This is a genomic window from Dactylosporangium fulvum (assembly GCF_025137375.1).
Taxonomy (GTDB): Bacteria; Actinomycetota; Actinomycetes; order Mycobacteriales; family Micromonosporaceae; genus Dactylosporangium; species Dactylosporangium fulvum.
This window is the reverse complement of record NZ_CP073720.1, coordinates 10,030,492-10,053,671: the sequence shown is the minus strand read 5'-3', so window position 1 is coordinate 10,053,671 and position 23,180 is coordinate 10,030,492. Positions and strand designations below refer to the sequence as shown.

The window sequence follows — 23,180 nt, the reverse complement described above, 5'->3', positions numbered from 1 at the left end:
TCAAGACGTCGCTCACGGTTACATAGGCCGACATGAATTAGATATCATGCGCGTCGTGCGTAACCGCAAGTTGAACTGGCATTGCGATACCTGCGTGCTGGCGGCGTTCCGATCCCGGTCGTGACGACTCCGTTACCGGACGTGGTGAAAACGTCAAGACGGCTGCCCGCAGCGACAACCGAGGTGCCGTGAACCTCCACCATGAGCGTCGTATTGCTTCATCGGTCCATGCCGCCGCCGAACCTGGCGTCGGACGGCATGAGATTGAAGGGGAGCCCGTCGAGACGGCGCGTCGCGCAGGCCGGGACCGCCGTGACCGACTCGCCACACACTCCCGCAATGCCGATATTCGGGACATCGCCTTACGAAGCGCCCGACGACCCGGAACACACTGCCGGTCTCCGGCACCGGCCGCGGCCGGGCGGCGACGATGCCGGAGCGCGTCGGCGTGCGCGCTCGCCGTCGGCTCCCTGGCCGCCCGAACCACCCGGACCACGGACGCGCTGGAGGCCCCACAAGGGAGACCGGCGAGCAGTGGCCCCGGCTGCATCGCATCCGCCGATCGAGGGGCGGACGAGGGAAAACCCGGCACGTGACCATATCGATGCGTGACCATGCCCCGCATCGAGATCCGGCGCGACGAACGTCCACCCTGGACATTGCCGAACCGATCGGGGGATCTTCATGCACGGACGTCATCTGCTGGCCGCGGCCCTCGCCCTCGTCGTCGCCGCGACACCCGCCACGGCCGCCCATGCAGCGACCCAGCCCGGCTTCCGGCCCGGCGCGCCCGGTATCGGCGACCCGGCGTACCCGCTCGACGGCAACGGCGGCTACGACGTGCGCCACTACGACCTCGACGTGCGCTACCAGCCGGCAACCGACGAGCTCGACGGCCACGCGACGATCACGGCGACCGCCACCCAGTCGCTGTCCCGCTTCGACCTCGACCTCACCGGCCTGACCGTCGACGCGCTCACGGTCAACGGCCGCCCCGCCGTTTGGACCCGCGACGGCGACGAGCTCGTCGTCACTCCGGCCCGCGGCCTGCCCGCCGGGCTGCCGTTCGTCGTCGACGTGCGTTACCACGGCGTCCCCTACACCGCCCGGATACCGGAGATCCCGCTCGAGTCGCAGTTCATGCACACCGACGACGGCGCGCTCGTCGCCGGGGAGCCGAAGGCGGCGGCCAGCTGGTTTCCGGTGAACGACCATCCGCTCGACAAGGCGACGTACAGCGTGCGCGTCACCGTGCCGGAAGGGCTGGGCGCGCTGAGCAACGGCATCCTGCTCGGCTCGGCGACGAACGACGGCTGGACGACGTTCCGCTGGGCCGCGACGAGCCCGATGGCCAGCTACCTCACCACCCTCGCGATCGGGCGCTGGCGCATCGACCAGCATCAGCACCGCGGCCGGCAGACGATCATCGCGGTCGACGCGAGCCTGCCGCCGACGTTCGCCGACGACTCCGTCGGCCGCACCGACGAGATCACCGACTACCTGGAGACGCTGTTCGGGCCGTACCCGTTCGAGGCCAATGGCGCGATCGTCGACAAGCACGATCCGCTGCTGTTCGCGCTGGAGACGCAGACCCGCCCGGTGTACCCGGCCTCGTTCCTCGTCGACGAACCAAGCCGGTACCAGGGCAACGTGGTCGCGCACGAGCTGGCGCACCAGTGGTTCGGCGACAGCGTGTCCGTGCGGTACTGGCGGGAGCTCTGGCTCAACGAGGGCTTCGCCGAGTACGCGGCGTGGCTGTGGAACGAGCACGACAGGCTCACGACCGTCCGCGAGCTGTTCAACCTGTTCTACAACCTGCCGGTCGACAGCGGGGTCTGGACCCCGCCGGCCTACGGCCCTCCGGGCGCCGATCCGTTCAGGTTTTCGGTGTACTCGCGCGGGGCGATGACCCTGCACGCGCTGCGGATGCTGGTCGGCGACGCCACGTTCTTCCGCATCATGCGGACGTGGGCCACGCGGTACCGCTACGGCAACGCCGACACCGCCGACTTCGTCGCTCTCGCCGAGCGCGTCTCGGGCCGGTCGCTCGGCGCGTTCTTCGCGGCGTGGCTGACCGGCGCGACGAAGCCCCCGAATCCCGACCCGCTCCCGCCCGGCGTCGCCGCGCCGTCCGGCCATCTCCTCGACGCGGTCGGGCGGGCGCACGGCCGGCGCTGAGCGGCGCGCCGTACCGGATCTGGCTCCAGCGCCGTCAGGCCCGCGGAGGGGCGGGCCTGACGGCGTTGCAGTCGCCACGGACTTGCACAGAGGCGGAGAAGTTCCATCCCGTCGCGTTGTATGTGCGCTCGTCCCAGCCGGCCTGCCGGATCGACCAGTCGTGCGGACGAGCCGCTGTCAGTTGCACACCTGGCGTGATCGTTCAAGACGGCTGGTCGCGGCCGACATACCGTTCCCCTGACGAATCGGATCGCAGTGGGAGAGCCGGTGGACGAGTTCGCGAGCGCGGTGCTGGTCGCGGCTGTACGACGCGCCCTCGCCGAGGCCGGAATCGCGGTGACAGCACCGGCGTCGGACGGCGCGTTGGTGCCGCTCGACGCCAAGCGCCGGCTTCTGGCGGACGTAGCGGAGGCACACGGACTGCTGCCGCTGCTGCGGGTTGGCCTGTCCCTGCCGACGTTGCCGCCCGATCCGGCCATCTCGGCGCTCACGGTCGCCAGCACCCCCCGCGATCTCTTCGAACGATGGAGCCGCTTGGAGCGGTTCACCCACTCGCGCCACCGCGTCGTCGTTCGCGAGGCCGGGGCGACCCACCTCATCGCCGAGCATGTCGGACCGCCCGGATCGCCGCCCGAGCCCGCCGAGGACGCACTGATCCTCGGCCTGCTGACGGCTCTGCTGGGGGCGATCGGCGTGCACGGGCTGACGGTCGCGCTTGATCCGCGGGACGCGCGGGTCGTGTTCACCGACGGTGTCTTCACGGCCCCGCCGCCCGCTCACGCCACCGCGCTGTGGCGTTTCGCATGGTCGTCGATCGCGCCGGCGGTGCGCCCGACCGGGTTGGCCGCTGACGTCGACGTGGCTTCACAGGCGCGTCGCCTGCTCACCGGTAACCTTGCCCGCCGCTGGACGCTGGGTGATCTGGCGGCCGAACTGGGCACTTCGACCCGCAGCCTCCAGCGCCGGCTGACGGCCGGTGGCTTCACCGACCTGTACGGCGCGGCGCGTGCCGAAGCAGCCGCAGATCTCCTCATGAATACCGAACACCCGCTCGGCATCGTCGGCTTCGCCTGCGGCTACGCCGACCAGCCGCACTTCACCCGCGAATTCAGGCGCCGCACCGCCATCACGCCCGCGGCGTACCGATCGGCATTCGCCCGCAGGTGCGAGCGGCCACCGTACGGCCGGTCAGAAACGGAGATGGGTACGTGAACCTCACTGGAAGAACGATTCTTGTCACAGGCGCAACGCGTGGCATCGGCCGGGAGCTCACCCGGCAGTTGGTCGCGTGTGGCGCGCAGGTGGTGGCCGTCGGACGCGACCGCGGCCACCTGGCGGCGCTCGAGGCCGAACTCGGCGACCACCTGGCGCCCTGGGCCGTCGACCTCGCCGACCCGGACGCGGTCGACGCTTTCATCGACGAGGTCACCGGCCGCCATCCCACCCTCTCGTTAGCGATCAACAACGCCGGTGTGCAGACGCTCACCGACTTCCTGGGCGACGACCCGCAGGCCCTGCGGTCGGCCGCACGCCGCGAGGTCGCCGTCAATCTCAACGCCGTCATCGCGCTGTCCGCCGGGCTGCTGCCCCACCTACGCCGGCAGCCTTCCGCCGCGATCGTGAACATCACCACCGGCCTGGCGCTGGCACCCAAACGCTCGGCACCGGTGTACTGCGCCACCAAGGCCGGGGTGCGCGCCTTCACTCGGGCACTCCGCTACCAGTGCCAGGACTCGGCCCCGCACGTGCGGGTGATCGACGCGGTCATGGCGCTCGTCGACACAGACATGACGCGCGGCCGCGGCCGCGACAAGATCAGCGCGGACCAAGCCGCGACGGCGGTGATCGACGGCGTCCGCCGCGGCTCCGACGAGATCGACATCGGCAAGGTGAAACTCCTGCGCACGATCATGCGGCTGTCGCCCGCGCTCGGCTACCGCATCATGCGCAATGGCTGACCCGAACGCCCGCCCTGACGTGGTACCGATGGGTTGACGCCAGTACTCCGTCCTGCGATGCTACGTCCCACGTAGTAAACGGAGGTGGCATGTCCGGGCTTACCGAGTTCGGCCGGTTCTCGGAACCGGCGTTGCTCATCCTTGTCAGCCTGGCCGACGGTCCAAAGCACGGATACGCGATGCAGGACGACATCGCCGCCCTCACCAAGGAGCGCCCCGGCCCCGGCACGCTGTACGGCGCGATCCGCCGCCTGGAGGAGCAGGGATTCATCCAGGCGCTGCCGGAACGGGAACGCCGCAAGCCGTACCAGCTCACCGACAGCGGCCGGGCGGCACTGCAGGCGGAACTGGCGCGCATGCGGGCCGTCGCCAGCACCGGCCTGCGCCGGCTGGCCCTGTCATGAGCCGCGCCATCCGGCTGGTCCTCGCCCTCTACCCGCGCCCCGTCCGAGACCGGTACGGCCCGGAGATCGCCGACCTGCTCACCCATTCGCGACGGCCGGTCCGCGACCTGGCCAACGTGGCCCGATGCGCGCTCGCCGAACGGAGGCAGGCCCTTACGTACGCGCGGATGCGCCCACACCTGAACGCGACCACCGGCCTGGTCGCCGCGCCCATGGCCTTCGCTGGCATATACCTCGCCTTCTTCGCGCTCTGTGCGTTGGTGTTCGCGGCTGTCGCCGCCGTCGCCGGCCCATCGAGCACCGGCCAGTCCTTGCGCATCGTTTCGGCGGTAGGGGCCTTCCCGATCGCGGCGGGGGCGATCTGGCTGGCGGGGCACGCGCGGCTGCCGTTCACCTCGGCGCTTGCGCCGACGGGGCTCGCCGTCGGTGCTCTGCCGCTGGTGCTGCTCCTCAACGCGACCAGCGCGTGGCCCATGGCCGCCGCTCTCGGTTGCTGGTGGGTGGTGACCGGCGCACTGTCCACAGTGGCTGTCGCGTTGGTCCGCCGGGGACGCCGGCGCAGCGCGGTGCTCACGATGGCGCTCGGTGGCGTGCTGGCGTGCGAGCTGGCGTTCGCCGTGTACGGTCTGCTGGTTCTCGGCTCGGCGTTCGTGGTGTTCGGCGTCTACCCGGTTGCCGCGCTCGGCATCGACCCTCAGATCATCGGCGCCACGGCCGGACACGTAGCTGACCAGATGACGATCATGCCCGCATTGCTCACCATTTGTAGTGCGTACACCCTCGGGCTCGTGACCACCGCGCACCCCGCGCGTCGATGCGCGGACTACGAACCGACAACACAGCACAAGTGATCGTCGCCGGACACGCGTTCATGCAGAACCTCCGCCGCGGACACTACGAACTCGCCGTCGATGCCCCGCCCGCTCTGGTCGCCGTTACGTTCACCGAACTCGCCCAAGCGATCTGACCGCGGACCCGACACGGGCCAACCGCGTCCGCCGATCCCACAACGCAACAGCGCCGTCGAAAGTTCTATCGGGTGGACCGCGTCGCTGTCTGCGCAATGGGGAAATCTATTCGTTGTGACAACAGGTCTTGGCTTTGGTCCATGCTGCCTTGTCAGGACCACTGCCGCTATTCATACAACGGGCGTCAATCGCGGGCCCGGTCCTTGTTGTTGTCCGGGCCTCTGCAGCGATACGGATCCGTCGTTGTGTAACGTCCACTCCGGGTTGTGGAGGATCTCCCACGGGTGGCCATCGGGGTCTGCGAACACTCCCGAGTAACCACCCCAGAACATCTGTTTGGCGGGGCGGGTGATCGTGCCTCCCGCGGCCTGTGCCTCGCCCAGCACGTGATCGACCTCCTCGGGGGAGACGACGCTGTATCCCAGCGTTACGCCAGCCCAGCTACCTCGATCGGGGACCATACCGTCCGCCGCCAGTCTGGCGCGGTCCCACAACGAGACGATCAGCCCTCCCGCCTGGAAGAATGCGATCTGGTCAGTCGCGTCGTCTACGCCGTCATCGAGGCGCCAGCCGAGGGCCTCATAGAACCTCTGGGAGCGGCGGACATCGGCAACGCCCAGAGTGATAACGCTCACGCGTTGGTCCATGTCAAGAATCCTTTCTGGCAAGTCCTTGCTGGGTTTGCGCGGTGCGGCGGGCACAACCCCTTGGGGGCGCACCATTTGTAATCGTGTCCAGAGTCCTTCTCGGGTGTGCCCGCTTCGCTGGCGCGTTCCTCGCATCCTGGCATGACTAGGACGGTGGCGGATCGGCTCCAAGCCGTTTCCAGATAGCTGCGAGCGCGGCGATGTCCTCAATGGACAGCTTGTCGAGAAAAAGCTCGCGGACGTCGGCGAGGTGCTGGCGGTTGGCGCGCTTCAGGGCTTTGCGCCCTGCGGATGTGATGGTGGCGGTGAAGCCGCGCAGGTCGGTTGCACTTCGGGTGCGGGTGATCCAACCTTGGCGCTCAAGTCTGTCGACGAGGCGAGTCAGTCCGCCGGATGTGAAGTTCACCTGGTGCGCGAGATCGGTCATCCGGATGCCCTCCTTTGCCCAGGCGAGTCTGAGCAGCACCTCATAGGTGGACAGTGGCATCTGATGCGTTTCCATCAGGCGGCGTTCCAGTTCGCGTGACAGGGCGGCTTGGGCCCGAAGCAGGCCGCTCCACGCCGAATTGTCCAACGGATCCAGACGGTCCGGGTCCGTTGATCGAGTGCGTTCTTTGGGGTCCATCAAACTCAACCGCGGGCGGGGTCGTGGGCAGCCGTCCGGTCAGAGCCGCCGCCCGCAACGCCGTCCGTGGTGAGGTGGACGGAGTCGCCGTTGCGGCGGAGCGCATCCGTGCCGAACAGTAGGTCGAGGGCGAAGGGCCCGATCGCCTCTGCCGGAACCTCGCTTCCTGGTTGGGTCTCCCGATCGCGGATGAACGCGTGCACGACCATCTCGATGACGGTGGCTGTGGTGTTCCGCACCTCTTCGGCCACGACTTTGAAGAGCATGTGCTGAGCTGCCGTGGCGATCGAGATGAGGTCTGTACCGAGATGAGGATAGATATCGAAAGCCAGCGGGCCTTGGGCGAAGAGGTACGTGCCGCCAGACTCCTTGATCAAGGGAACAAACGCCCGTGCGATCGCATGGTGTGTCGTGACGTAGCCGTCTAGTGCGCGGCGTAGGTCCGACGTTGTCGCCGTGAGGACCGAGTCGGCCACCACGAAATCGCCGATCGAGGCGACGACGCCGTGTAGCCGGCCACCCTTGTCTTTTACGAGCCGGGCAAGGTCAGCGGCATCGTCGACGAGGTTTGCCGGCACGCCGATCAGGCGCGAGCGCGCCGCGGCGCCGCCCTCTTGCTCGATGTAGGTGGCCAGGGAGGCCAGCCGTTCGGGTGAACGCGTCGGTGCGAACACCCTTGCGCCCCGTTTGGTCAACGCAGCCGCGATGAGGGCTCCGATATTGGCGGTAGCGCCGGTCACCAGCAGGGTCTTGCCGTCGAGGTCATCCACGTGATCCATCCCGTCTATCTGTCTGCGCAGACAGATAGTTTCCACGAACCCTGTGAGGGCGTCAACCAGCGAACGATGGGCCGCGACACCTGAATCAAGGTGACAGGCTGTTGCGCCGACCTGATTGGTCCCAACTGGCCTCGAAGGCGACTGCAGCAGCAGGCTGCCGCCTGGGTGCTCCGCGGATCCGCCGCTCGCCGTGACACCACGCGGTGATCGGGCGGAGCGGCCCGCTCGGCGGTGTGAGGTCCGGCTCGTGGCCGCGCTCAAAGGGGACGGGACCGGAGGCGACCGACGAGCGTGGTCATCTCACCATCGTGACGCTCGAGCGGTCCGGGAGAGCCCATGCGAACTCGATGTTCTGGACTGACGGCTATAGAGCCTGTGTCTAAAACCGGCTGGGAGTGTCCTCGGTGACCTTCGGATACCTACGCGCTTTCGCATGGAAGCACGTCTGGTCCTGGATCCGCCGCAAGCACCCCAAGAACAACTGGAAGGAACTCCGCCGCTGCTACTGCGTCGGCGGGTGGTGGCCCAGCGACAACGGAGTGCGGCTTGCCGGCGTATCAGGACGCCCCGGGGCCTGGCGCTGCGAAAGTCTGTCGAACCTGGACGCCGGGCTCGTCAGCGCGATGAGCGCCATAGTGATCGCGGCGCCCCCACAGTGAGGCGCCGTCCGTTCGCTTGACGGCGATCCAACCAATCCCTTAGTGTACTAAGATATTTAGTTGACTGAGCTAAGGGAGTTTGGTGTGTCCTCGAAGCGCTGGGTAGCCCTGGCCGTCATGCTCTTGGCGGCGTACATGGATCTTCTCGACGCCACGATCGTGACCGTGGCGCTGCCGTCCATCCAGGAGGATTTCGGCGCCAGCGGCGCCGCGCTGCAATGGATCGCCGCCGGCTACATGCTGGCGTTCGCGCTGGTGCTGATCACCGGCGGTCGACTTGGCGACATCTACGGCCGGAAAAGGATGTTCCTGCTCGGGATCGCCGGATTCACCCTCGCCTCCGCCGTCTCGGGCGTGGCGCCCAATCTCGCCCTGCTCGTCACCGGGCGCCTGTTGCAGGGCGCCGCTGCGGCGATCATGGTTCCGCAGCTGCTCACGTTCATTCAGGTCGGGTTCCGCACAGAGGAACGCCCGCGGGCGTTCGGCCTGTACGGCGCCGTGCTGGCGCTCGGCGGCGTGACTGGTCCACTCGTCGGGGGGTCGCTGACCGACGTTGACCTGTTTGGTTGGGGATGGCGAACAATCTTCCTAGTCAACCTTCCGGTCGGGGTGCTGGCCATCGTCGGCGCGGCCGCGCTGATGGTGGAGTCGAGGGCAGAGCGCCGGCCAAGGCTCGACGCGGTCGGTGCGACGCTGGTGACGCTCGGCCTGCTTGCGCTGATCTACCCGCTGATCCAAGGTCGAGAGCTGGGCTGGCCGGTGTGGAGCTTTGCGGTGATGGCCGCCGCGGCACCGCTATTCGGAGCGTTCTGGGTGTACGAGAGTAGGCATCGCGACTCGGCGTTGGTTGATCCGGGCATGCTCCGCGAACGTTCCGTGTTCGCGGGCCTTACCGTAGCCTTGGTGTTCTTCGCGTCGACGAGCTTCTTCTTCGTGTTGACGCTCCACCTGCAGGTCAGTCTGGGTTTCGACCCCATGCGCACCGGCTTGAGTTTCGTGCCCTTCGCGTTCGGCGTCGTCATCGGCTCGGGCGCGGCCGGTCGGGCTGTCCCCCGCCTCGGGCGGCTGATCGTGACTCTCGGAGTGCTGGTAGAGGCAGCCAGCCTGCTGTGGTTGGCGCACACGGTGCTTACACGCGGCAAAGATCTGCACGCCTGGCATCTGGCGCCGCCTCTGATCGGCGCCGGAGTCGGTCTCGCACTGGTGTCGGCAACGCTCGTCACCCTTACGCTGTCCGGCGTCGCGCAGGACCACGCGGGCACCGCCTCCGGTGTGGTAAACACGGCACTCCAGATTGGCTCCGCAGCAGGCGTTGCCATGCTCGGCGCGGTCTTCTTCAGCGAACTTTCCACTGCCTCCGGCTCCACCCACGCCGCCAGTGTCAGCCTGTGCTGGGCGGCAGGACTCGCGGCATTGGCCAGTCCGCTCAGCCTGCTGCTGCCTCGGCACGCCGTCCCTGAGGTTGACGCCACCCCCACGGTCGCTGCGACGTAGGCGGGTGGCATCGGTCGCCTTCCACACGACGCCGGTTGCGGACCGGGACGTCCCAACCCACCGGCTGCCCGGCCGTCCGATCCGCCGCACGAGGGCTACGTTCGTGCACTAGAGATCTTTGAGGGCTGGGGTTTAGTCATCCGTTGTGGGTGGAGTCGTGTTCGGCTCTGGGCGGTTACGGCTGGTGGATGAGGTATCCTGATAGTGGTGGGTTGACCGCTGCGGAGCGGGTCAGGCGGGAGCGGGTGCGTTTCGCCGCGGCTGAGATGTTCGTGCGGGGTGCGGGAACGTCGAGGTCGCGCGGCGGTTGCGGGTGTCGCAGATGTCGGTGAGCCGGTGGCGTCGTGCGTTCAACGCCGGGGGTGTGCAGGCGCTGGCCTCGAAGGGCCCTGGTGGTGCGACATGCAAGTTCACCGACGCGCAGCTCGATGAGCTGCAGGCGGTGCTGGACGCGGGGCCGGCGGCGGTGAGGACCAGTGCTGGACCCTGGCCCGCATCGCTGCCGACAGGCTGACGCCCGACCGCTTTGGGATACCTTCCCGCCCTGGACGTCTCTGCGAAACACCGTCGCCTGTCGCCACCGGCTTGCCGGGTCAGGATCTCCTGCGGGCGCTCGCCCACGGCAACTTCGCCCGCCTCCGGGCCACGGTCAGCTCCGTTTCCTTAGTCTGCTAAGACTTATGTATGGCCAAGTCAGCCGCTAGGCGGGAGCTGATCGCTCAGGTGCACGAGGGACTGCGTTCCTTCACCGCGTATGCCGTGTTGTTCAGTCAGGCGGTCGCGGACAAGCTGGGCCTCAACGCCACCGACTCGCGCTGCGTCGATCTGCTCAGCCGAACCGGACCGGTGACTGCAGGCAAGCTCGCCGAGCTGACCGGGCTCACCACGGGAGCCGTGACGGGAATCATCGATCGCCTTGAGCGGGCGGGCTTCGTCCGGCGGGTCAGGGACCCAGGCGACCGCCGGCGCGTGATTATCGAGCTCGTCCCCGATCGCGAGAACGAGGCCTGGGCGCATCTGTCCTCGGTGCGGGACAGCGTCGACAGACTCCTCGACCGCTACGACGCGAAAGAGTTGACCGCAATCGCGAGCTTCCTCTCGGACTCCGCGTCGCGCACAGCCGAAGAGATCGGGCTACTCCGCCGAGAGTGACGCCCCAACGCCTGACCCTCACCGCGCAGCGCCTTCCCATCAACTCAATGCTCAGGCTCAGGCGCGTGAGATGTCGTCCACGGCTGCCGGACTGGCTGTCGCTGCCGCGGGTGGGTCACCGCACAGGCGACCTGACCGATCGAACCCGGCCGCGACGCGGCGACCGGTGCGGACCTTCGCCGGTGCGGATCGTGACGGCGACTGGTCGGCGAGGTGTTGATTGACGGCTGCTGGGCTTGGCCAGTCAGGCCCGCGGCTAACTCGTTGCCAGCCGGCTGGCGCACCTGGTCAGGGACTGACCGTGCTTGCCGCGCAGTCGGCCCGGTTCGACATGAGACGCGCATTCACCACGGCTTCAACGGGCTCGATTTTTCTACGGAGTAGATCTCCGCAAAGCCAGCGGCATTGTCGGTTGACTGCGCAGCGTCCTGGTTGACATCCGGCGATCATTATTCCACTATTCCACTAACTACTTAGTGGATGGTGGTGAAATGATCGGCTTCCAGCTAGCCCCGCGGTCCGGCGTGCCGACTTACCTTCAGCTCGTCAACCAGGTCAAACACGCGCTGCGGCTGGGTCAGCTACGGCCGGGCGACCGGCTGCCGACGGCCGCCGAGGTGGTTGCCGCGCTGGCCATCAACCCCAATACGGTGCTCAAGGCCTATCGCGAGCTGGAGCGCGAGGGGCTGGTCGCGGCCCGGCCCGGCGAAGGCACCTTCGTGCTGCGCACGCTCGGCCGGGTCCGTGCCGCCGACCGGGTCCGGCTGGGCCGCCAGCTCGACGGTTGGCTGCGCGCGGCGCGGGCGGCCGGGCTCGACTGGGAAGACGTCGATGCGCTGTTCGAGGCCGCGCGCCGCGACGCGGAGCAGGAGGGCGTGGCATGACCGACGCGGTGGAAGCGGTGCGGCTCGGTCGGCGCTATGGGAAAATCTGGGCGCTGCGCGAATGTTCCGTCGCGATCCCTGCCGGCCGGGTCGCGGCGCTGGTCGGTCCCAACGGCGCCGGCAAGACCACGCTGCTCAACCTGGTCGCCGGGCTGATCCAGCCGTCGGCGGGCAGTGTGTCCCGGTTTGGCCAACCGGTCGGCGACAGCGCCGTGTCGCTGGCCCGGGTCGCCTACATGGCGCAGGATTCCGCGCTCTATCCCACCTTCACCGTGGCCGACCTGCTCACCTTCGGCCGCAAGCTCAACCCGGGCTGGGACGATGCGTTGGCCCGCGACCGGCTCGACCGGCTCGGGCTGCCCACCCGCAAGCGGATCCGCCAGCTCTCCGGCGGCCAGCGGGCTCAGGTGGCGCTGGTGCTCGCCCTGGCCAAGCGCCCCGAGCTGCTGCTCCTCGACGAGCCGCTAGCCAGCCTCGATCCGCTTGCCCGGCACGACGTGATGGCGGTGCTGATGGAGACCGTCGCGCTGTACGGCACCACGATTGTGCTGTCGTCCCACATCATCGCCGACCTGGTGGAGACCTGTGACTGGCTGGTCGCTGTCAACCACGGCCGCGTCCAGATCAGCGGCGGGATCGATGAGCTGATCGCCGAGCACACGGTCGTGCGCGGGCCGGCGGAGGCGCGGGCGCTACTGCCCGACCGGCTGGCGGTGGTCACCGAGACCGCCGACGGGCGTCAGGCCACCCTGCTTACCCGTTCGGGTCCGGAGACATTGGGCCCGGCCTGGGCCGTGCGGCCGCCCTCACTCGACGAGCTGGTCCGTGGCTACCTGGGCGCCCCCGACGCGGCCGCGCTGCCCGGTCCCACCTCCATCGTCCGTTAACCGTCCACAGGAGACCTTGATGCTCTGGCTCGTCTGGCGCCAGCACCGCTGGCAGTTCCTCGCCGTCGCCGCTGTCGTGGCCGCCTACTGCGGATATCTGCTGTGGCTGGCCCGTGCCGCGCCGGCCGCCGTCGAGGTGTGCCTCACCGGCCCGACCGGCGACTGCACCGAAATCAATGAGATCACCTCCAGTTGGAGGGACCTCGTCCTCGCCGGAAACCTCCTGCCTCTCGCGGTAGGGGTGTTCTGGGGCACGCCGCTGTTGGCTCGCGAGGTCGAGCAGGGCACGATCCGGCTGGCCTTCACCCAGTCGGTCAGCCGCCGGCGCTGGCTGGCCGCGAAACTGGGCGTGCTCGCGGCGGTCGCGGCCGCGCTGGGTCTCGTGGTCGGCGGCACCGTGACCTGGTCGAGTGGGCGGTTCGACTCGCTGTCAGGCCGCCCATTCGGCGACGCCGTCCTGTTCAGCCAGGCCGGGCTCGTCCCGGTCGCGACGTGGGTGTTCGCCCTGCTCGCCGGCGTGGCGCTGGGCGGGTTCCTGCGCCGCCTGATGCCGGCGGTGGCAGCGACGATTGTGGCCCTAGCGCTGGCCTTCGCCGGTCTAGTGGCGCTGCGCCCGCACTTGATCCCACCGGTCGCCCAGGTCGTCGGTGCCGAGCAGATGGTTGGCGACCCGTCGCCTGAAGCCGCCGACGTCGGCTGGATATACGGCTTGTCCTATCTGGACTCAAGCGGACATGAGCTGGGCTCCGCGGCGGCCGGTGCGCGCTGCGCCGACCCAGCGAACACCTATCCGACACCGGACTGTGTGACCCGACTTGGGCTGCGTCAGCGCATAGTCTACCAGCCCGCTGACCGCTATGTCTGGTTTCAGCTCGTTGAGGCCGGCCTGCTGCTGGTCATCTCCGCCGGACTGGCGTCCGGCGTCCGGCGCCGGGTGGCCGACGCGGCTTGACCAACGCCACCTCGCGACGAGGACGTTGCGAGCCAGGCCGGCCTAGGTGAATGGTGTTGACGATGGCCACCACTGGCGTGCTGGCCATCGTCTCAGATCTATTTCAGGTAGTTTGGCGGGATGGCGTTAGGCAGGGCGTCACAGCAGTTGGACCTGCTGGACCCGGTCACCCGGTTCTGCGGTGAGACCCTTCCGAGCAGTTCGATCTTCGTGTTCCTGCACGAGCACCGCGAGACGCTGTTCCCGGACGGGATGTTCACCGACCGGTTCACGTTCGACGCCCGCTGGCGTTACGCCGCCGGGGTGGGTGGCTGGGACGGTACCGGCCGGGCCGGGTTCGCCCACACCGTGCTGGTCGATATGCGGGAGCGGCTACGCCGTTCGGACCGCCCGGACCGAATCTTCGAGGTGGCGTTGACCGCCGCCCGCACGGCCGGGCTGATCGGCCGGCGCCGGGTCCTGGATTCCACACCCTTGTACGACGCGGTCGCCACGATGGACACGATCACCCTGATCCGTTCGGCGATCCGCGGCCTGCTCACCGCCGCTACCGCACGGCCCGGTCTGGCCGAGTCGCTGCGGGCGGTCCTGACAGGGCTGGACCGCGGCGACGACTACACCAGCCCGGCCAGGCCGGTGCTGGACTGGGACGACACATCCGCCCGCGAGGCGTTGATTGATTCCCGCGCCCGAGACGGTCATGCGCTGCTGACCGCCCTGGAGAGGGCCGAGGACCTGCCCGAACCGGTTACTCAGGCCATGCGACTCCTCGCGACGGTCCTCGGTCAGGATCTCGAAACCGGCACCGACGGGGTGCTGCGCATCGCCCACAAGGTCGCTCCGGACCGGGTCACCTCCACCGTCGACCCCGAGGCCCGGCGCGGGCACAAGACCAGCCACCGCGGCTTCGACGGCTACAAAGGCCACATCGCCGTCGACCCCGACAGCGGCGGTGCTGTACACACCCTCGACTCCTTCGAGTGCGCGATCCACCAGTTGGCGCCGGTATGCGGGAACTGCGGCTGCAGGATCGTTGGCCACGGCGCCGAGGTCTCGGGACGCTTCTACTACGGCGCGCACTGCGCTCGCGCAGCCGACGAGCGTGCAGGCTTCCAGCGGCATGCTCGCGATCACCTCCACCGGGGCGCAGATGCTGCCGCGATCACAGCGAAGCCGGCCGCTTGGGCATGGGCTTGTCGACGTGCACGATCGGCGGCAGATCCGTGCACGTGAGCCCGGTCGCTGGCGGTGACGAGCCGGAGGGCTTCGGCCATGCTCGTCGAGGAGACTTCGACTCATTGTTCCCGGCCGGTTCGCAGGAACGGCCCGGCCGCGACGGCTACCAGCACCAGCACAACCAGCAGCTGTATGGCGTCCTCGCCGAAGCCGCCTGGGCCGAGCAGCAGCGCGGTGGTCAGCGGGGCCAGCACCAGATTGTTACCGGCATGCGCCAGGCTGGCCGGCCAGATGCTGCGGCTGCGGGCCCGCAGCCAGGCCAGGATGATCTCCTGGCACATGATCCACGCCGTCCAGCCGATCAGGCCCATGGCCAGATGCCGGTATTCGACGTAGCCGAGAAATGCCAGCGGGTAGTGCCAGACCGCCGCGATCAGGCCGGCTACCAGTCCGGCGCGGCGTGGACGGCCTGGGCAGATGCGCAGCAGCAGATAGCCGGTCCAGCCGAACTCTTCGCCCCAGAAGACGACGGTGGCGATCAGGGCGAGCACGCAGAGCAGCAGCGGCACCGCCCAGACGGGTACGCCCGGAACCAGGTCCGCTACCGCGCGGCCGGAAGGCGTCCATTGCCCGGTCGCCGCGGCGAGGCCAACCACTGCGGCGACGACGCCGAGCGGGCCCAGCCACGCCAGCAGGTAGTACGGCCAGGCGGCGCGCAGCCGCAGGCGTGAGCCGGCGTCCGTGAAACCTTCCCGGGTGACCCAGCGCCGGACCACCAGCGCCGCGATCGCCGGCGCGAACGCGGCCGGCGCCTGCACCAGCGGGTTGACCAGCGACCAGCCGAGCACCATGTGGGCCACCGCCTCCCAGCCCCAGGCGATGCCGAACGAGATCAGCAGGAAGGCCGTCAGGCCTCGCTTTCTCAGGCGATCCCCGAGGCTCGCCGCTTGTGCATCGATCATGATGGTCATTCGGTCCGCCGATCATGAGGTGTCTTGTCGGATGAATTCGCCAGCTGCAATGGACGCCGGCTGGGTGCCGGCGTGAGGGTCGCCACGCCCCGGGCCGTCCGCCACCGATAGGTCGTTGTCGCCGTCCGATGACGCTCGACGCGGACTTGACGGTAGAAGCGCACCGGAGGCCTGCGCAGTGTCGCGGTCATCCGGAAGCGGGGTGGTGCCAGCTACACCACAGGACACCGGCAGGTGTCACTGTGACTGGCAACTTTTCGCGCTGGACTCGGTGTCATGGCTACCGAATCGGCTGTGGAGGTGCGCGCTGTGTCCCGGGTCTACGGATCCGGGCACACCGCGGTGCGGGCGCTTGACGGGGTCAGCATCGCCTTTCCCGCGAGCTCGTGGACGGCGGTGATGGGACCGTCCGGCTCCGGTAAGTCCACCCTGTTGCATTGCGCCGCCGGCCTGGAACAGGTCACCGACGGTCAGGTGCTGGTCGCCGGGCAGGACATCACCAGGGCAGGCGAGCAGGAGCTGACCCGGCTGCGGCGCACTGTCATCGGGTTCGTTTTCCAGAGTTTCAACCTGATCGGGTCGCTCACCGCCGAGCAGAACGTGGCGATGCCGTTGCGCCTGGCCGGGGAACGACCCTCCCGCGCGCAGGTCCGTGCGGTGCTGGCGGAGGTGGGGCTGGCGGACCGGGTGCGGCACCGACCCCGGGAACTGTCCGGTGGACAGCAGCAACGGGTGGCCATCGCGCGCGCGATGGTGACCCGGCCGGCCGTGCTCTTCGCCGACGAGCCCACCGGTGCGTTGGACACTCGGTCCGCGCGTACCGTGCTGGGGCTGCTGAGGTCCATGGTGGATGGTGCCGGGCAGACGATCGTGATGGTCACCCACGATCCGGCCACTGCGGCGGCGGCCGACCGAGTGCTGTTCCTGTCCGACGGACGGGTGGTGGACCGGCTCGACGCCCCGACCACCCGTGCCGTCGCCGACAAGCTCGCGCATTGGGAGGGGGCGTCGTGATCTGGATGTCGTGGAGCACGTTCCGCGACCGCTGGCAGTTGTTCGTCGGGGCGATGATCACCGTATGCTTCGGCGTCGCACTGGTGCAGTCCTCGCTGCTCGCGCTCGTCGCGGCCGGTGACCCGTCGATACCCGCGGGACTTCCCGCGCCCGAGGAGCAGGCGCTGCGCGAGGGCTACGACACCGCGGCCGGGTTGCTCGGCATGATAGTGGCGCTGTGCTTCTTCATCGCCGTCTTCATCGTCAGTTCCACCTTCGCCTTCACAGTGGCCCAGCGCCGCCGGGAGTTGGCGCTGCTGCGGCTGACCGGGGCCAGCCGGCGGCAGATACGCCGCCTGCTGCTCGGCGAGGCGCTGGTGCTGGGCCTCCTAGGCACGGCCGCGGGCGTCGTGGTGGGCCTTCCGGTGCTGCGGTTGGAGGTGTGGACGCTGACCCGGTTGGGCTTCGTACCGGCGGGATTCACGGTCGGGTGGGGGTTGTGGGTCCTGCCTTTCGCGGCGGGCACCGGCGTGGGAGTCGCTGTCCTGGGCGTGCTCGGCGCGTCGCGGCGGGCCTCGCGGGTGCGCGCGCTGGATGCCCTCCGCGGGACCGGCAGGGCGGCCACGGTGATGACCTGGCCGCGGTGGATATGGGGCTTGTTCTGCCTGGCCGGGGGTATCGCGCTGATCACGCTCGCTCCGGCCGTGGGCGGAGAGGCCGCGCTGGCCCTGTCACTGCTGGTCTGCATCGTGCTGGTCATCGCGTTCAGCGCCCTGTCGCCCCTGGTCGTCCCCCTGGTCGGCGGGTTGCTGGGCGTGCTGGTCCGGTTGTCGGCGGGGCGGGCACCGCTGGGTGACCTGGCCCATGCGAACCTGCGTGACGGGGTGCGCCGCAGCGCTGCGACGGCCGCGCCGATCCTGGTACTTGTCGGTCTGGTTGTCGGCATCGGCGGGACCCTCGGCGCGGTCGCCGCGGGCAGCCGTGAGGAAGCGCTACGGACGCTTACCGGAGACCTGGTCGTCACCACCAACCGGTCGATCGGCACGGAACTGGCCGCGGTGGACGGCGTGGGTACAGCCTCCGCCCAGATCCCCGTGACGTTCCAGATCGAGATGAGACATCCGGACGCGCAGCCGGAACTCGAGGCCGTGGACGGCGTCGCCATCGACCCGGGCACGTACCAGCTCACGCACCGCCTACCGCTGGAAGCCGGCAGCCTGGACGCCCTCCGGGGAGACACGGTCGCGGTGAGCAGCGGCTACGCGCCGGAACAGCACTGGCGGGTCGGCGACACGCTGCGCGTGCACATCGACGACACACCACGGGACCTACGAATCGTCGCCATGATCCCGCTCCGTGTTGCCGGGCCGGACTTTCTGCTGCCGGATGGCGTGGTACCGGTCGGTGACGTGGAGCGGCGGTACATGGTGCGTGTCGATGTCGGCGTCGACCCGGCCGCGGTCGCCGACCGTATCCGGGCGGCCGGGCTCGGCCGCGTGTCCACGGTGGCCGACTTTGTCCGGGACGACGCCGACGAGCAGCAACAAAACAGCCTCAAGGTGATGGTCGCGCTGCTCGGGATGGCCGTCCTGTACACCGTGATCGCGATGGTCAACGCGGTCGTGATCGCCGCCGCCGACCGCACCGCCGAGTTCGCCACCGCCCGGCTGACCGGCCTGACCCGCCGCCAGGTCGTCCGCGCTGCGCTGTGGGAATCGCTGGCCGTCGTCGTCGTGGGGCTCGTGCTCGGCGGGCTGGCCGCAGCCGGCACCGTGACCGGTGTCAGCGTCGCCGTCTCCGACATCGTCGGTACCGCCGTGATCAGCGTTCCGTGGCTGCTGTTCGCCGCCCTCTTCGCCGGCACGGCCCTGGTCGTCGGGGTGACCAGCATCCTCACGACCCTGGCGGCCACCCGACAGCCCGCCGTGACCTTCGCCGGCAGCCGGGAATGACGGCCACCGCTACCTCCGGGCCGGTCGACGACAATGGAATCATGCGACGGACGGGGCAGGCGACGGCGTACCTGCTGCGCGGCGGTGTCACGGCGGTGGCCGCGGCCGGCGCGATGCTGGCCCTTGCGATGGCCGGAGCCTTGTGCCTTGTACTGATCGGGGTGCCACTGCTGGTAGAAACGATACGGGTCGTCCGGTTGCTGGCCGCCGTCGAGCGGCGCCGGGCGGGACGACTGCTGGGGGGTGCGGTGCCGCAGCGGTACGCCGAGCCCTCCGGTTCTTCGTTCGCACAGCTGCGCACGCTGGCCCGTGACCCGGCAACCTGGCGAGACCTGCTATGGCTTGTGCTGCACGCCATGGCCGGCACCTCGCTGGCCCTGTGCTGCCTGGCCGTGTGGCTGTGCGCGATCATCGCACCCGTCGTCACACTGGTGTGGTGGGTGCCGGACGGCGCCCCGATCGCCTTCTTCGTCACGATCGACAGCTGGACGCGGGCGCTGGCCGTGTCGCTGCCAATCGCCGTCGGCTCGGCAGCACTACTGATCTGGGCTGGGCCGGTTTTCGCGGCGGCACAGGCCAAGGCATACCGGGCACTGCTGGCGCCCTCGGCCCGCGACCGCCTGACCGTGCGGGTCGAGCAGCTCTCGACCACCCGTGCGGCCGCTCTGGACGCGCACGCGGCCGAGCTGCGCCGCATCGAGCGGGACCTGCACGACGGCATCCAGGCCCGCCTTGTCGCGGTGGCGATCCAGTTGGGCCTCGCGCAGCGGCAACGCGACACCGACCCGGACACCGCCAACCAACTCGTCGAGCGGGCTCATGCCGGCGTCGAACAGACCCTGACCGCGCTCCGCGAGGTGGTCCGCAGCATCTACCCCCCGATCCTCGCCGACCGGGGACTGGCCGAGGCGGTACGGACACTTGCCGCCGAATCCCCTGTGCCGGTCCGCGCGTCGATCGGAGCACTGATGCGGCCGCCTGCCGCCGTGGAAAGCGCCGCATACTTCATCGCGGCCGAGGCGCTGACCAACGTCGTCAAACACAGCGGCGCCACCGAGATCACGCTGACCCTCGACCAAGGCGGCAACCGGTTGGTGGTGGAAGTGACCGACAACGGCCGGGGCGGGGCCGACCCGTCTCTCGGCACGGGCCTCGCCGGTGTAGCAGACCGGGCCGCAGCCCTGGACGGAAGGACCACATTGCACAGTCCCGCAGGTGGCCCGACGACACTGCGGGTGGAACTGCCGTGCGCGTCGTAATCGCCGAAGACAACGTGCTGCTACAGGAAGGACTCGGGCTGCTGCTGTCCACCGCCGGCTTCGAGGTGGCCGCCGCCGTCGACCGGGTCGACGAGTTCCTCGCCGCGGTCGACCAGCACCGGCCCGACATCGCCCTCGTCGACATCCGGCTACCGCCCACCTTCGGCGACGAGGGCCTCCGTGCCGTACGTGCCGCACGCCAGACCCACCCCGGCCTGCCGGTGCTCGTGCTTTCCCAGTACGTGGAGCGCGCCTACGCGGCCGAACTGCTCGCGGACGGTCGAGGCGGCGTCGGCTACCTGCTCAAAGACCGGGTATCGCGGGTCGACGAGTTCCTCGACGCGATGCGCCGCGTCGCCGCAGGCGGCACCGCCGTCGACCCCCTGGTCATCTCACAACTGGTCGCAGACCGCCGACCAAGCCGGCTGGACGAGCTGAGTCCGCGCGAACGGGAAGTCCTCGCCCTCATGGCCGAGGGGCACACCAACGGCACGATCGCAGCCCGCCTCCACGTGACCGAACGCGCCGTGCACAAGCACGTCAGCAACATCTTCGCCAAGCTCGACCTGCTCCCGGACGACAGCAGCCACCGCCGCGTCACCGCAGTACTCGCCTACCTCCGAACGCATCCGCAGAAATGACCATCAGACTTTCCTTGCTCATCTCCCGGCGGATCGGCTCGGCCCTGGTCGCCGGCACGGTGGCCTCCTTCACGGGCCTGATCGTGGTCGTGCTGGTGATCCTGGCGGGCATCTTCGCCCTCAGCCTGTAGCGATCCGAGGTCCGCCGCCGGGCGACCATCCAGCACCGGGGCCGCCGTGGCCGTAAAGGCAACCGCGAATGGGAGCTACGCAACCGGCTGACCCGCTCCGCCGCCCGCGACGCCTACGGCTTCCACAACCCGGAGAACCAGCGCCTACGCACCCGCTGCGCCACCACCCGCCGCTGAACTTCGAAGAGCCTGTAATGTTCGGCGGCTTGCCTGACATGTAACAGGTGTCGGGCGCCCCAGCTCCGACACCGTCTTCGTGTTAGGAGCTGCATGTGGCACGCGCTGCACGTTCGTCGCCGGATGGCGCGGCTGACCATTTCGAGCGTCTCTTCGCATCGAGTCGGATCTTCCGCATTTCGAAGCGACCAGCCGCTGACGCAGCAGCCAAGCGCAAGCTGCCGGCGTGACGCTGCCGCGGCCGAGGCGTTCCTCACCTCTGGGTATGCGACTCAACAAATGTGAAGATCAACTGCACCTTCGGTCAAGAAACCTTGAGTCCGCGGGCCACGCTGCGCGCGTGGGCGTACGGGATGACCGATTGGTGGCGAATGAAGGATTCTTGAAGTGCCGAGATTCAATGTTGCAGAGACGCTAAATGCGCCGGCCGATGAACCTCGATGGCACCGGTTCCGCCGTTGCGCAGCGCGAACATCGCTGTTCTGGGCCAGGGGTTGTCAAGGCGCTCGGTTGATCTGGCGACACCGCTGGGTTCGGGTGCCCATGATGTCGGCTGTCGCGCTGGTGACGGTCATCGTCGCCGTGGCGGGCTGGTACGTGGTAACGACGAAGGTTCCGGACCTGCCCGTGCAGCCGCAGGCATCGACGCTGTACTTCGCCGACGGGAAATCGGTGCTCGCTCGTGTCGGGATCGTCAACCGCACTGATGTCTCGCTCGACCGTATCCCGAAGTCGCTGCGCGACGCTGTTGTCGCTGCGGAGGACCGAGACTTCTATGGTCATGCTGGTGTGTCTGTGCGGGGCATGGCTCGGGCTGCTTGGTCGAACGTGGCGCACGGCACGGCGCAGGGCGCATCGACCATCACCCAGCAATACGTTCGCAACGCGTACCTCACCCAGGACCGGACACTGCAACGCAAGGCGCAGGAGGCGGCGCTTGCGATCCAGGTCGAACGTCGAAGGACCAAAGACGAGATCCTCTGCGAATACCTCAACACGATCTACTTTGGACGCAGCGCATACGGCATTCAGGCAGCCGCGGTCGCGTATTTCGGTACGGATGTCGATCGGCTGGATCTGGCTCAGGCGCTGGTTCTCGCCGCTGTCATCAAGGATCCCACGGGGCTGGACCCGGCGTCGGATGAAGTGGCGGCAATGGCCCGGTGGCGATGGATCTTGGCTGCGATGGTCGAGCTGGGCACCGTCGACGGGACGGCGGCGGCAGCGTTGCAATATCCTGCCGTTCTACCTGAACGAGCTAATGCCGACGCCACGGGACTCATCGTGAGTCAAGTCGAGCGTGAGTTGGCCAAAAACGGTGTTGCTGCCCAACTGCTCCGCACCGGTGGACTGCAGGTCGTGACCACAATCGACCAGACCGCACAGCGTGCGGTCGAGTCTGCCGTCGCCGACGCTCTACGCGGCCAGCCAGACACGCTCAAGGCCGCACTGGTTGCAGTCGACCCCGCAACCGGCGCGATCCGCGCGTACTACGGCGGTGCAAGAGGTGCGGGATTCTTCGATGACGCGGCAGCGCCGAGGCCGCCTGCGGGTGCGTTCCTGCCGGTAGTGCTCGCTGCGGCGCTAGAGGCTGGCGTCAACGCCGAGGCATCATGGCCCGGACCGCGTTCGTGTGGCCCGTGTTCGCTCAAGTCCGCACTGCCAAAATCATTGACCGCGCCGTACCTGGGCGTGACCGAGAAACTCGGACCTGTCCGAGTAGCGGAGCAGGCTTTTCAACTTGGCGTTCAGCGTGTCTATGGCGGTCGCCCGGCGCTGTCGAGTGGTGATACCAGGCAACCCCCCACTGCTGCTGCCATCGCCACCGGCAGCTACCCGGTAAGCCCGTTGGATATGGCAGTCGTATACGCCGTGATCGCTCATGGAGGCCTCAGCGTTGGACGCCACTTCGTAGATCAGGTTCGCGTGATGAACTGGACGCCTCCGACGTATTCCCAAAGACGGGTGGTACGGGCTACGACGGCGACGCGGATCACGGACATGCTCGTCAGGAAGGCGGGCGAAGATCTGCTCGGCGATCGGCCGGCCGCGGTCAAGTCAGGCAACAGGGAATGGGACAGAAACTTCAACCAGGACGTGTGGCTCGCCGGCTACACATCAGAACTCGCGAGCGTCGTGTGGGTCGGCCGCGACCTGCCAGGCCCTCTACGCGACGTCGACGGCAACCCGGTCACGAGCGACACACTGCCCCGAGCAATATGGCGGTCGTTCATGACCGCCGCCCTCGCGGATCTTCCACCGACGGTGAACTAGTTCGTGCCCGGATCTACGC

At 68.6% G+C, this 23,180-nt stretch carries 21 protein-coding genes and 1 pseudogene; 18 read left to right on the top strand and 4 right to left on the bottom strand.

Annotation, left to right across the window (positions count from 1 at the left end):
- The first annotated feature begins 684 nt into the window (after nucleotides 1-684).
- From Dfulv_RS46355 to Dfulv_RS46335, 5 genes are all read left to right on the top strand, one after another.
- Entirely contained in the window at nucleotides 685-2,178 is a 1,494-nt protein-coding gene (locus Dfulv_RS46355; protein ID WP_259860165.1) for a M1 family metallopeptidase, read from the top strand.
- A 267-nt stretch (nucleotides 2,179-2,445) separates the two neighbouring features.
- Complete coding sequence (locus Dfulv_RS46350; RefSeq protein WP_259860164.1) at nucleotides 2,446-3,390, top strand: helix-turn-helix transcriptional regulator; 945 nt, start codon at nucleotides 2,446-2,448, stop codon at nucleotides 3,388-3,390.
- Entirely contained in the window at nucleotides 3,387-4,136 is a 750-nt protein-coding gene (locus tag Dfulv_RS46345; RefSeq protein ID WP_259860163.1) for an SDR family oxidoreductase, read from the top strand. The genes Dfulv_RS46350 and Dfulv_RS46345 overlap by 4 nt, the downstream gene beginning before the upstream one ends.
- 89 nt (nucleotides 4,137-4,225) lie before the next feature.
- Nucleotides 4,226-4,540, top strand: a complete 315-nt coding sequence (locus tag Dfulv_RS46340) for a PadR family transcriptional regulator (RefSeq protein WP_259860162.1) — start codon at nucleotides 4,226-4,228, stop codon at nucleotides 4,538-4,540.
- Nucleotides 4,537-5,391, top strand: coding sequence for a hypothetical protein (locus Dfulv_RS46335; protein WP_259860161.1), 855 nt, complete (start codon nucleotides 4,537-4,539; stop codon nucleotides 5,389-5,391). Before Dfulv_RS46340 ends, Dfulv_RS46335 begins: the two co-directional genes overlap by 4 nt.
- 287 nt (nucleotides 5,392-5,678) lie before the next feature.
- Here Dfulv_RS46335 and Dfulv_RS46330 read toward each other — a convergent pair whose 3' ends face one another.
- The 3 genes from Dfulv_RS46330 to Dfulv_RS46320 form a co-directional block, all read right to left on the bottom strand.
- The gene (locus Dfulv_RS46330) at nucleotides 5,679-6,155 is read right to left on the bottom strand and encodes a VOC family protein (RefSeq protein WP_259860160.1); all 477 of its coding nucleotides are present in this window, start codon (nucleotides 6,153-6,155) and stop codon (nucleotides 5,679-5,681) included.
- A gap of 145 nt (nucleotides 6,156-6,300) precedes the next feature.
- The gene (locus tag Dfulv_RS46325; RefSeq protein WP_259860159.1) at nucleotides 6,301-6,780 is read right to left on the bottom strand and encodes a MarR family winged helix-turn-helix transcriptional regulator; all 480 of its coding nucleotides are present in this window, start codon (nucleotides 6,778-6,780) and stop codon (nucleotides 6,301-6,303) included.
- Nucleotides 6,781-6,785: 5 nt separating this feature from the next.
- Entirely contained in the window at nucleotides 6,786-7,550 is a 765-nt protein-coding gene (locus tag Dfulv_RS46320) for an SDR family NAD(P)-dependent oxidoreductase (RefSeq protein ID WP_259860158.1), read from the bottom strand.
- A gap of 752 nt (nucleotides 7,551-8,302) precedes the next feature.
- Between Dfulv_RS46320 and Dfulv_RS46310 the strand changes: the two genes are divergently transcribed.
- From Dfulv_RS46310 to Dfulv_RS49030, 7 genes and pseudogenes are all read left to right on the top strand, one after another.
- Nucleotides 8,303-9,712: an MFS transporter gene (locus Dfulv_RS46310; protein WP_259860156.1), complete on the top strand. Its 1,410-nt coding sequence runs from the start codon at nucleotides 8,303-8,305 to the stop codon at nucleotides 9,710-9,712.
- A gap of 322 nt (nucleotides 9,713-10,034) precedes the next feature.
- Nucleotides 10,035-10,226: a hypothetical protein gene (locus tag Dfulv_RS49035; RefSeq protein WP_406567892.1), complete on the top strand. Its 192-nt coding sequence runs from the start codon at nucleotides 10,035-10,037 to the stop codon at nucleotides 10,224-10,226.
- A 170-nt stretch (nucleotides 10,227-10,396) separates the two neighbouring features.
- Nucleotides 10,397-10,864: a MarR family winged helix-turn-helix transcriptional regulator gene (locus Dfulv_RS46305; RefSeq protein WP_259860155.1), complete on the top strand. Its 468-nt coding sequence runs from the start codon at nucleotides 10,397-10,399 to the stop codon at nucleotides 10,862-10,864.
- Nucleotides 10,865-11,355: 491 nt separating this feature from the next.
- A complete protein-coding gene (locus tag Dfulv_RS46300; RefSeq protein WP_259860154.1) occupies nucleotides 11,356-11,748 on the top strand; it encodes a GntR family transcriptional regulator in 393 nt (130 codons plus the stop codon).
- On the top strand, nucleotides 11,745-12,635 hold the full coding sequence (locus Dfulv_RS46295; RefSeq protein ID WP_259860153.1) for an ABC transporter ATP-binding protein: 891 nt from the start codon (nucleotides 11,745-11,747) through the stop codon (nucleotides 12,633-12,635). Before Dfulv_RS46300 ends, Dfulv_RS46295 begins: the two co-directional genes overlap by 4 nt.
- Before the next feature lie 19 nt (nucleotides 12,636-12,654).
- Nucleotides 12,655-13,587 (top strand): hypothetical protein, encoded by a 933-nt coding sequence (locus Dfulv_RS46290; protein WP_259860152.1) that lies wholly within the window; start codon nucleotides 12,655-12,657, stop codon nucleotides 13,585-13,587.
- Nucleotides 13,588-14,538: 951 nt separating this feature from the next.
- Nucleotides 14,539-14,703 (top strand): annotated as a pseudogene (locus Dfulv_RS49030) (Prokaryotic metallothionein); the annotation flags it as partial.
- Nucleotides 14,704-14,882: 179 nt separating this feature from the next.
- On the opposite strand, the gene Dfulv_RS46280 reads toward Dfulv_RS49030, so the two are convergent.
- Nucleotides 14,883-15,734, bottom strand: coding sequence for a CPBP family intramembrane glutamic endopeptidase (locus Dfulv_RS46280; protein WP_259860151.1), 852 nt, complete (start codon nucleotides 15,732-15,734; stop codon nucleotides 14,883-14,885).
- Nucleotides 15,735-16,010: 276 nt separating this feature from the next.
- Here Dfulv_RS46280 and Dfulv_RS46275 point away from each other — a divergent pair, with 276 nt between their 5' ends.
- The 6 genes from Dfulv_RS46275 to Dfulv_RS46250 all read left to right on the top strand — a co-directional run bounded on the left by Dfulv_RS46275 (nucleotide 16,011) and on the right by Dfulv_RS46250 (nucleotide 23,161).
- Entirely contained in the window at nucleotides 16,011-16,748 is a 738-nt protein-coding gene (locus tag Dfulv_RS46275) for an ABC transporter ATP-binding protein (RefSeq protein WP_259860150.1), read from the top strand.
- Between the two features lie 5 nt (nucleotides 16,749-16,753).
- Complete coding sequence (locus Dfulv_RS46270) at nucleotides 16,754-18,679, top strand: FtsX-like permease family protein (RefSeq protein WP_259869587.1); 1,926 nt, start codon at nucleotides 16,754-16,756, stop codon at nucleotides 18,677-18,679.
- Nucleotides 18,680-18,720: 41 nt separating this feature from the next.
- The gene (locus tag Dfulv_RS46265) at nucleotides 18,721-19,938 is read left to right on the top strand and encodes a sensor histidine kinase (protein ID WP_259860149.1); all 1,218 of its coding nucleotides are present in this window, start codon (nucleotides 18,721-18,723) and stop codon (nucleotides 19,936-19,938) included.
- A complete protein-coding gene (locus Dfulv_RS46260) occupies nucleotides 19,926-20,579 on the top strand; it encodes a response regulator (RefSeq protein ID WP_259860148.1) in 654 nt (217 codons plus the stop codon). Before Dfulv_RS46265 ends, Dfulv_RS46260 begins: the two co-directional genes overlap by 13 nt.
- Entirely contained in the window at nucleotides 20,576-20,710 is a 135-nt protein-coding gene (locus Dfulv_RS46255; RefSeq protein ID WP_259860147.1) for a hypothetical protein, read from the top strand. The genes Dfulv_RS46260 and Dfulv_RS46255 overlap by 4 nt, the downstream gene beginning before the upstream one ends.
- A 723-nt stretch (nucleotides 20,711-21,433) precedes the next feature.
- A complete protein-coding gene (locus Dfulv_RS46250; RefSeq protein WP_259860146.1) occupies nucleotides 21,434-23,161 on the top strand; it encodes a transglycosylase domain-containing protein in 1,728 nt (575 codons plus the stop codon).
- The last annotated feature ends 19 nt before the right edge of the window (nucleotides 23,162-23,180 follow it).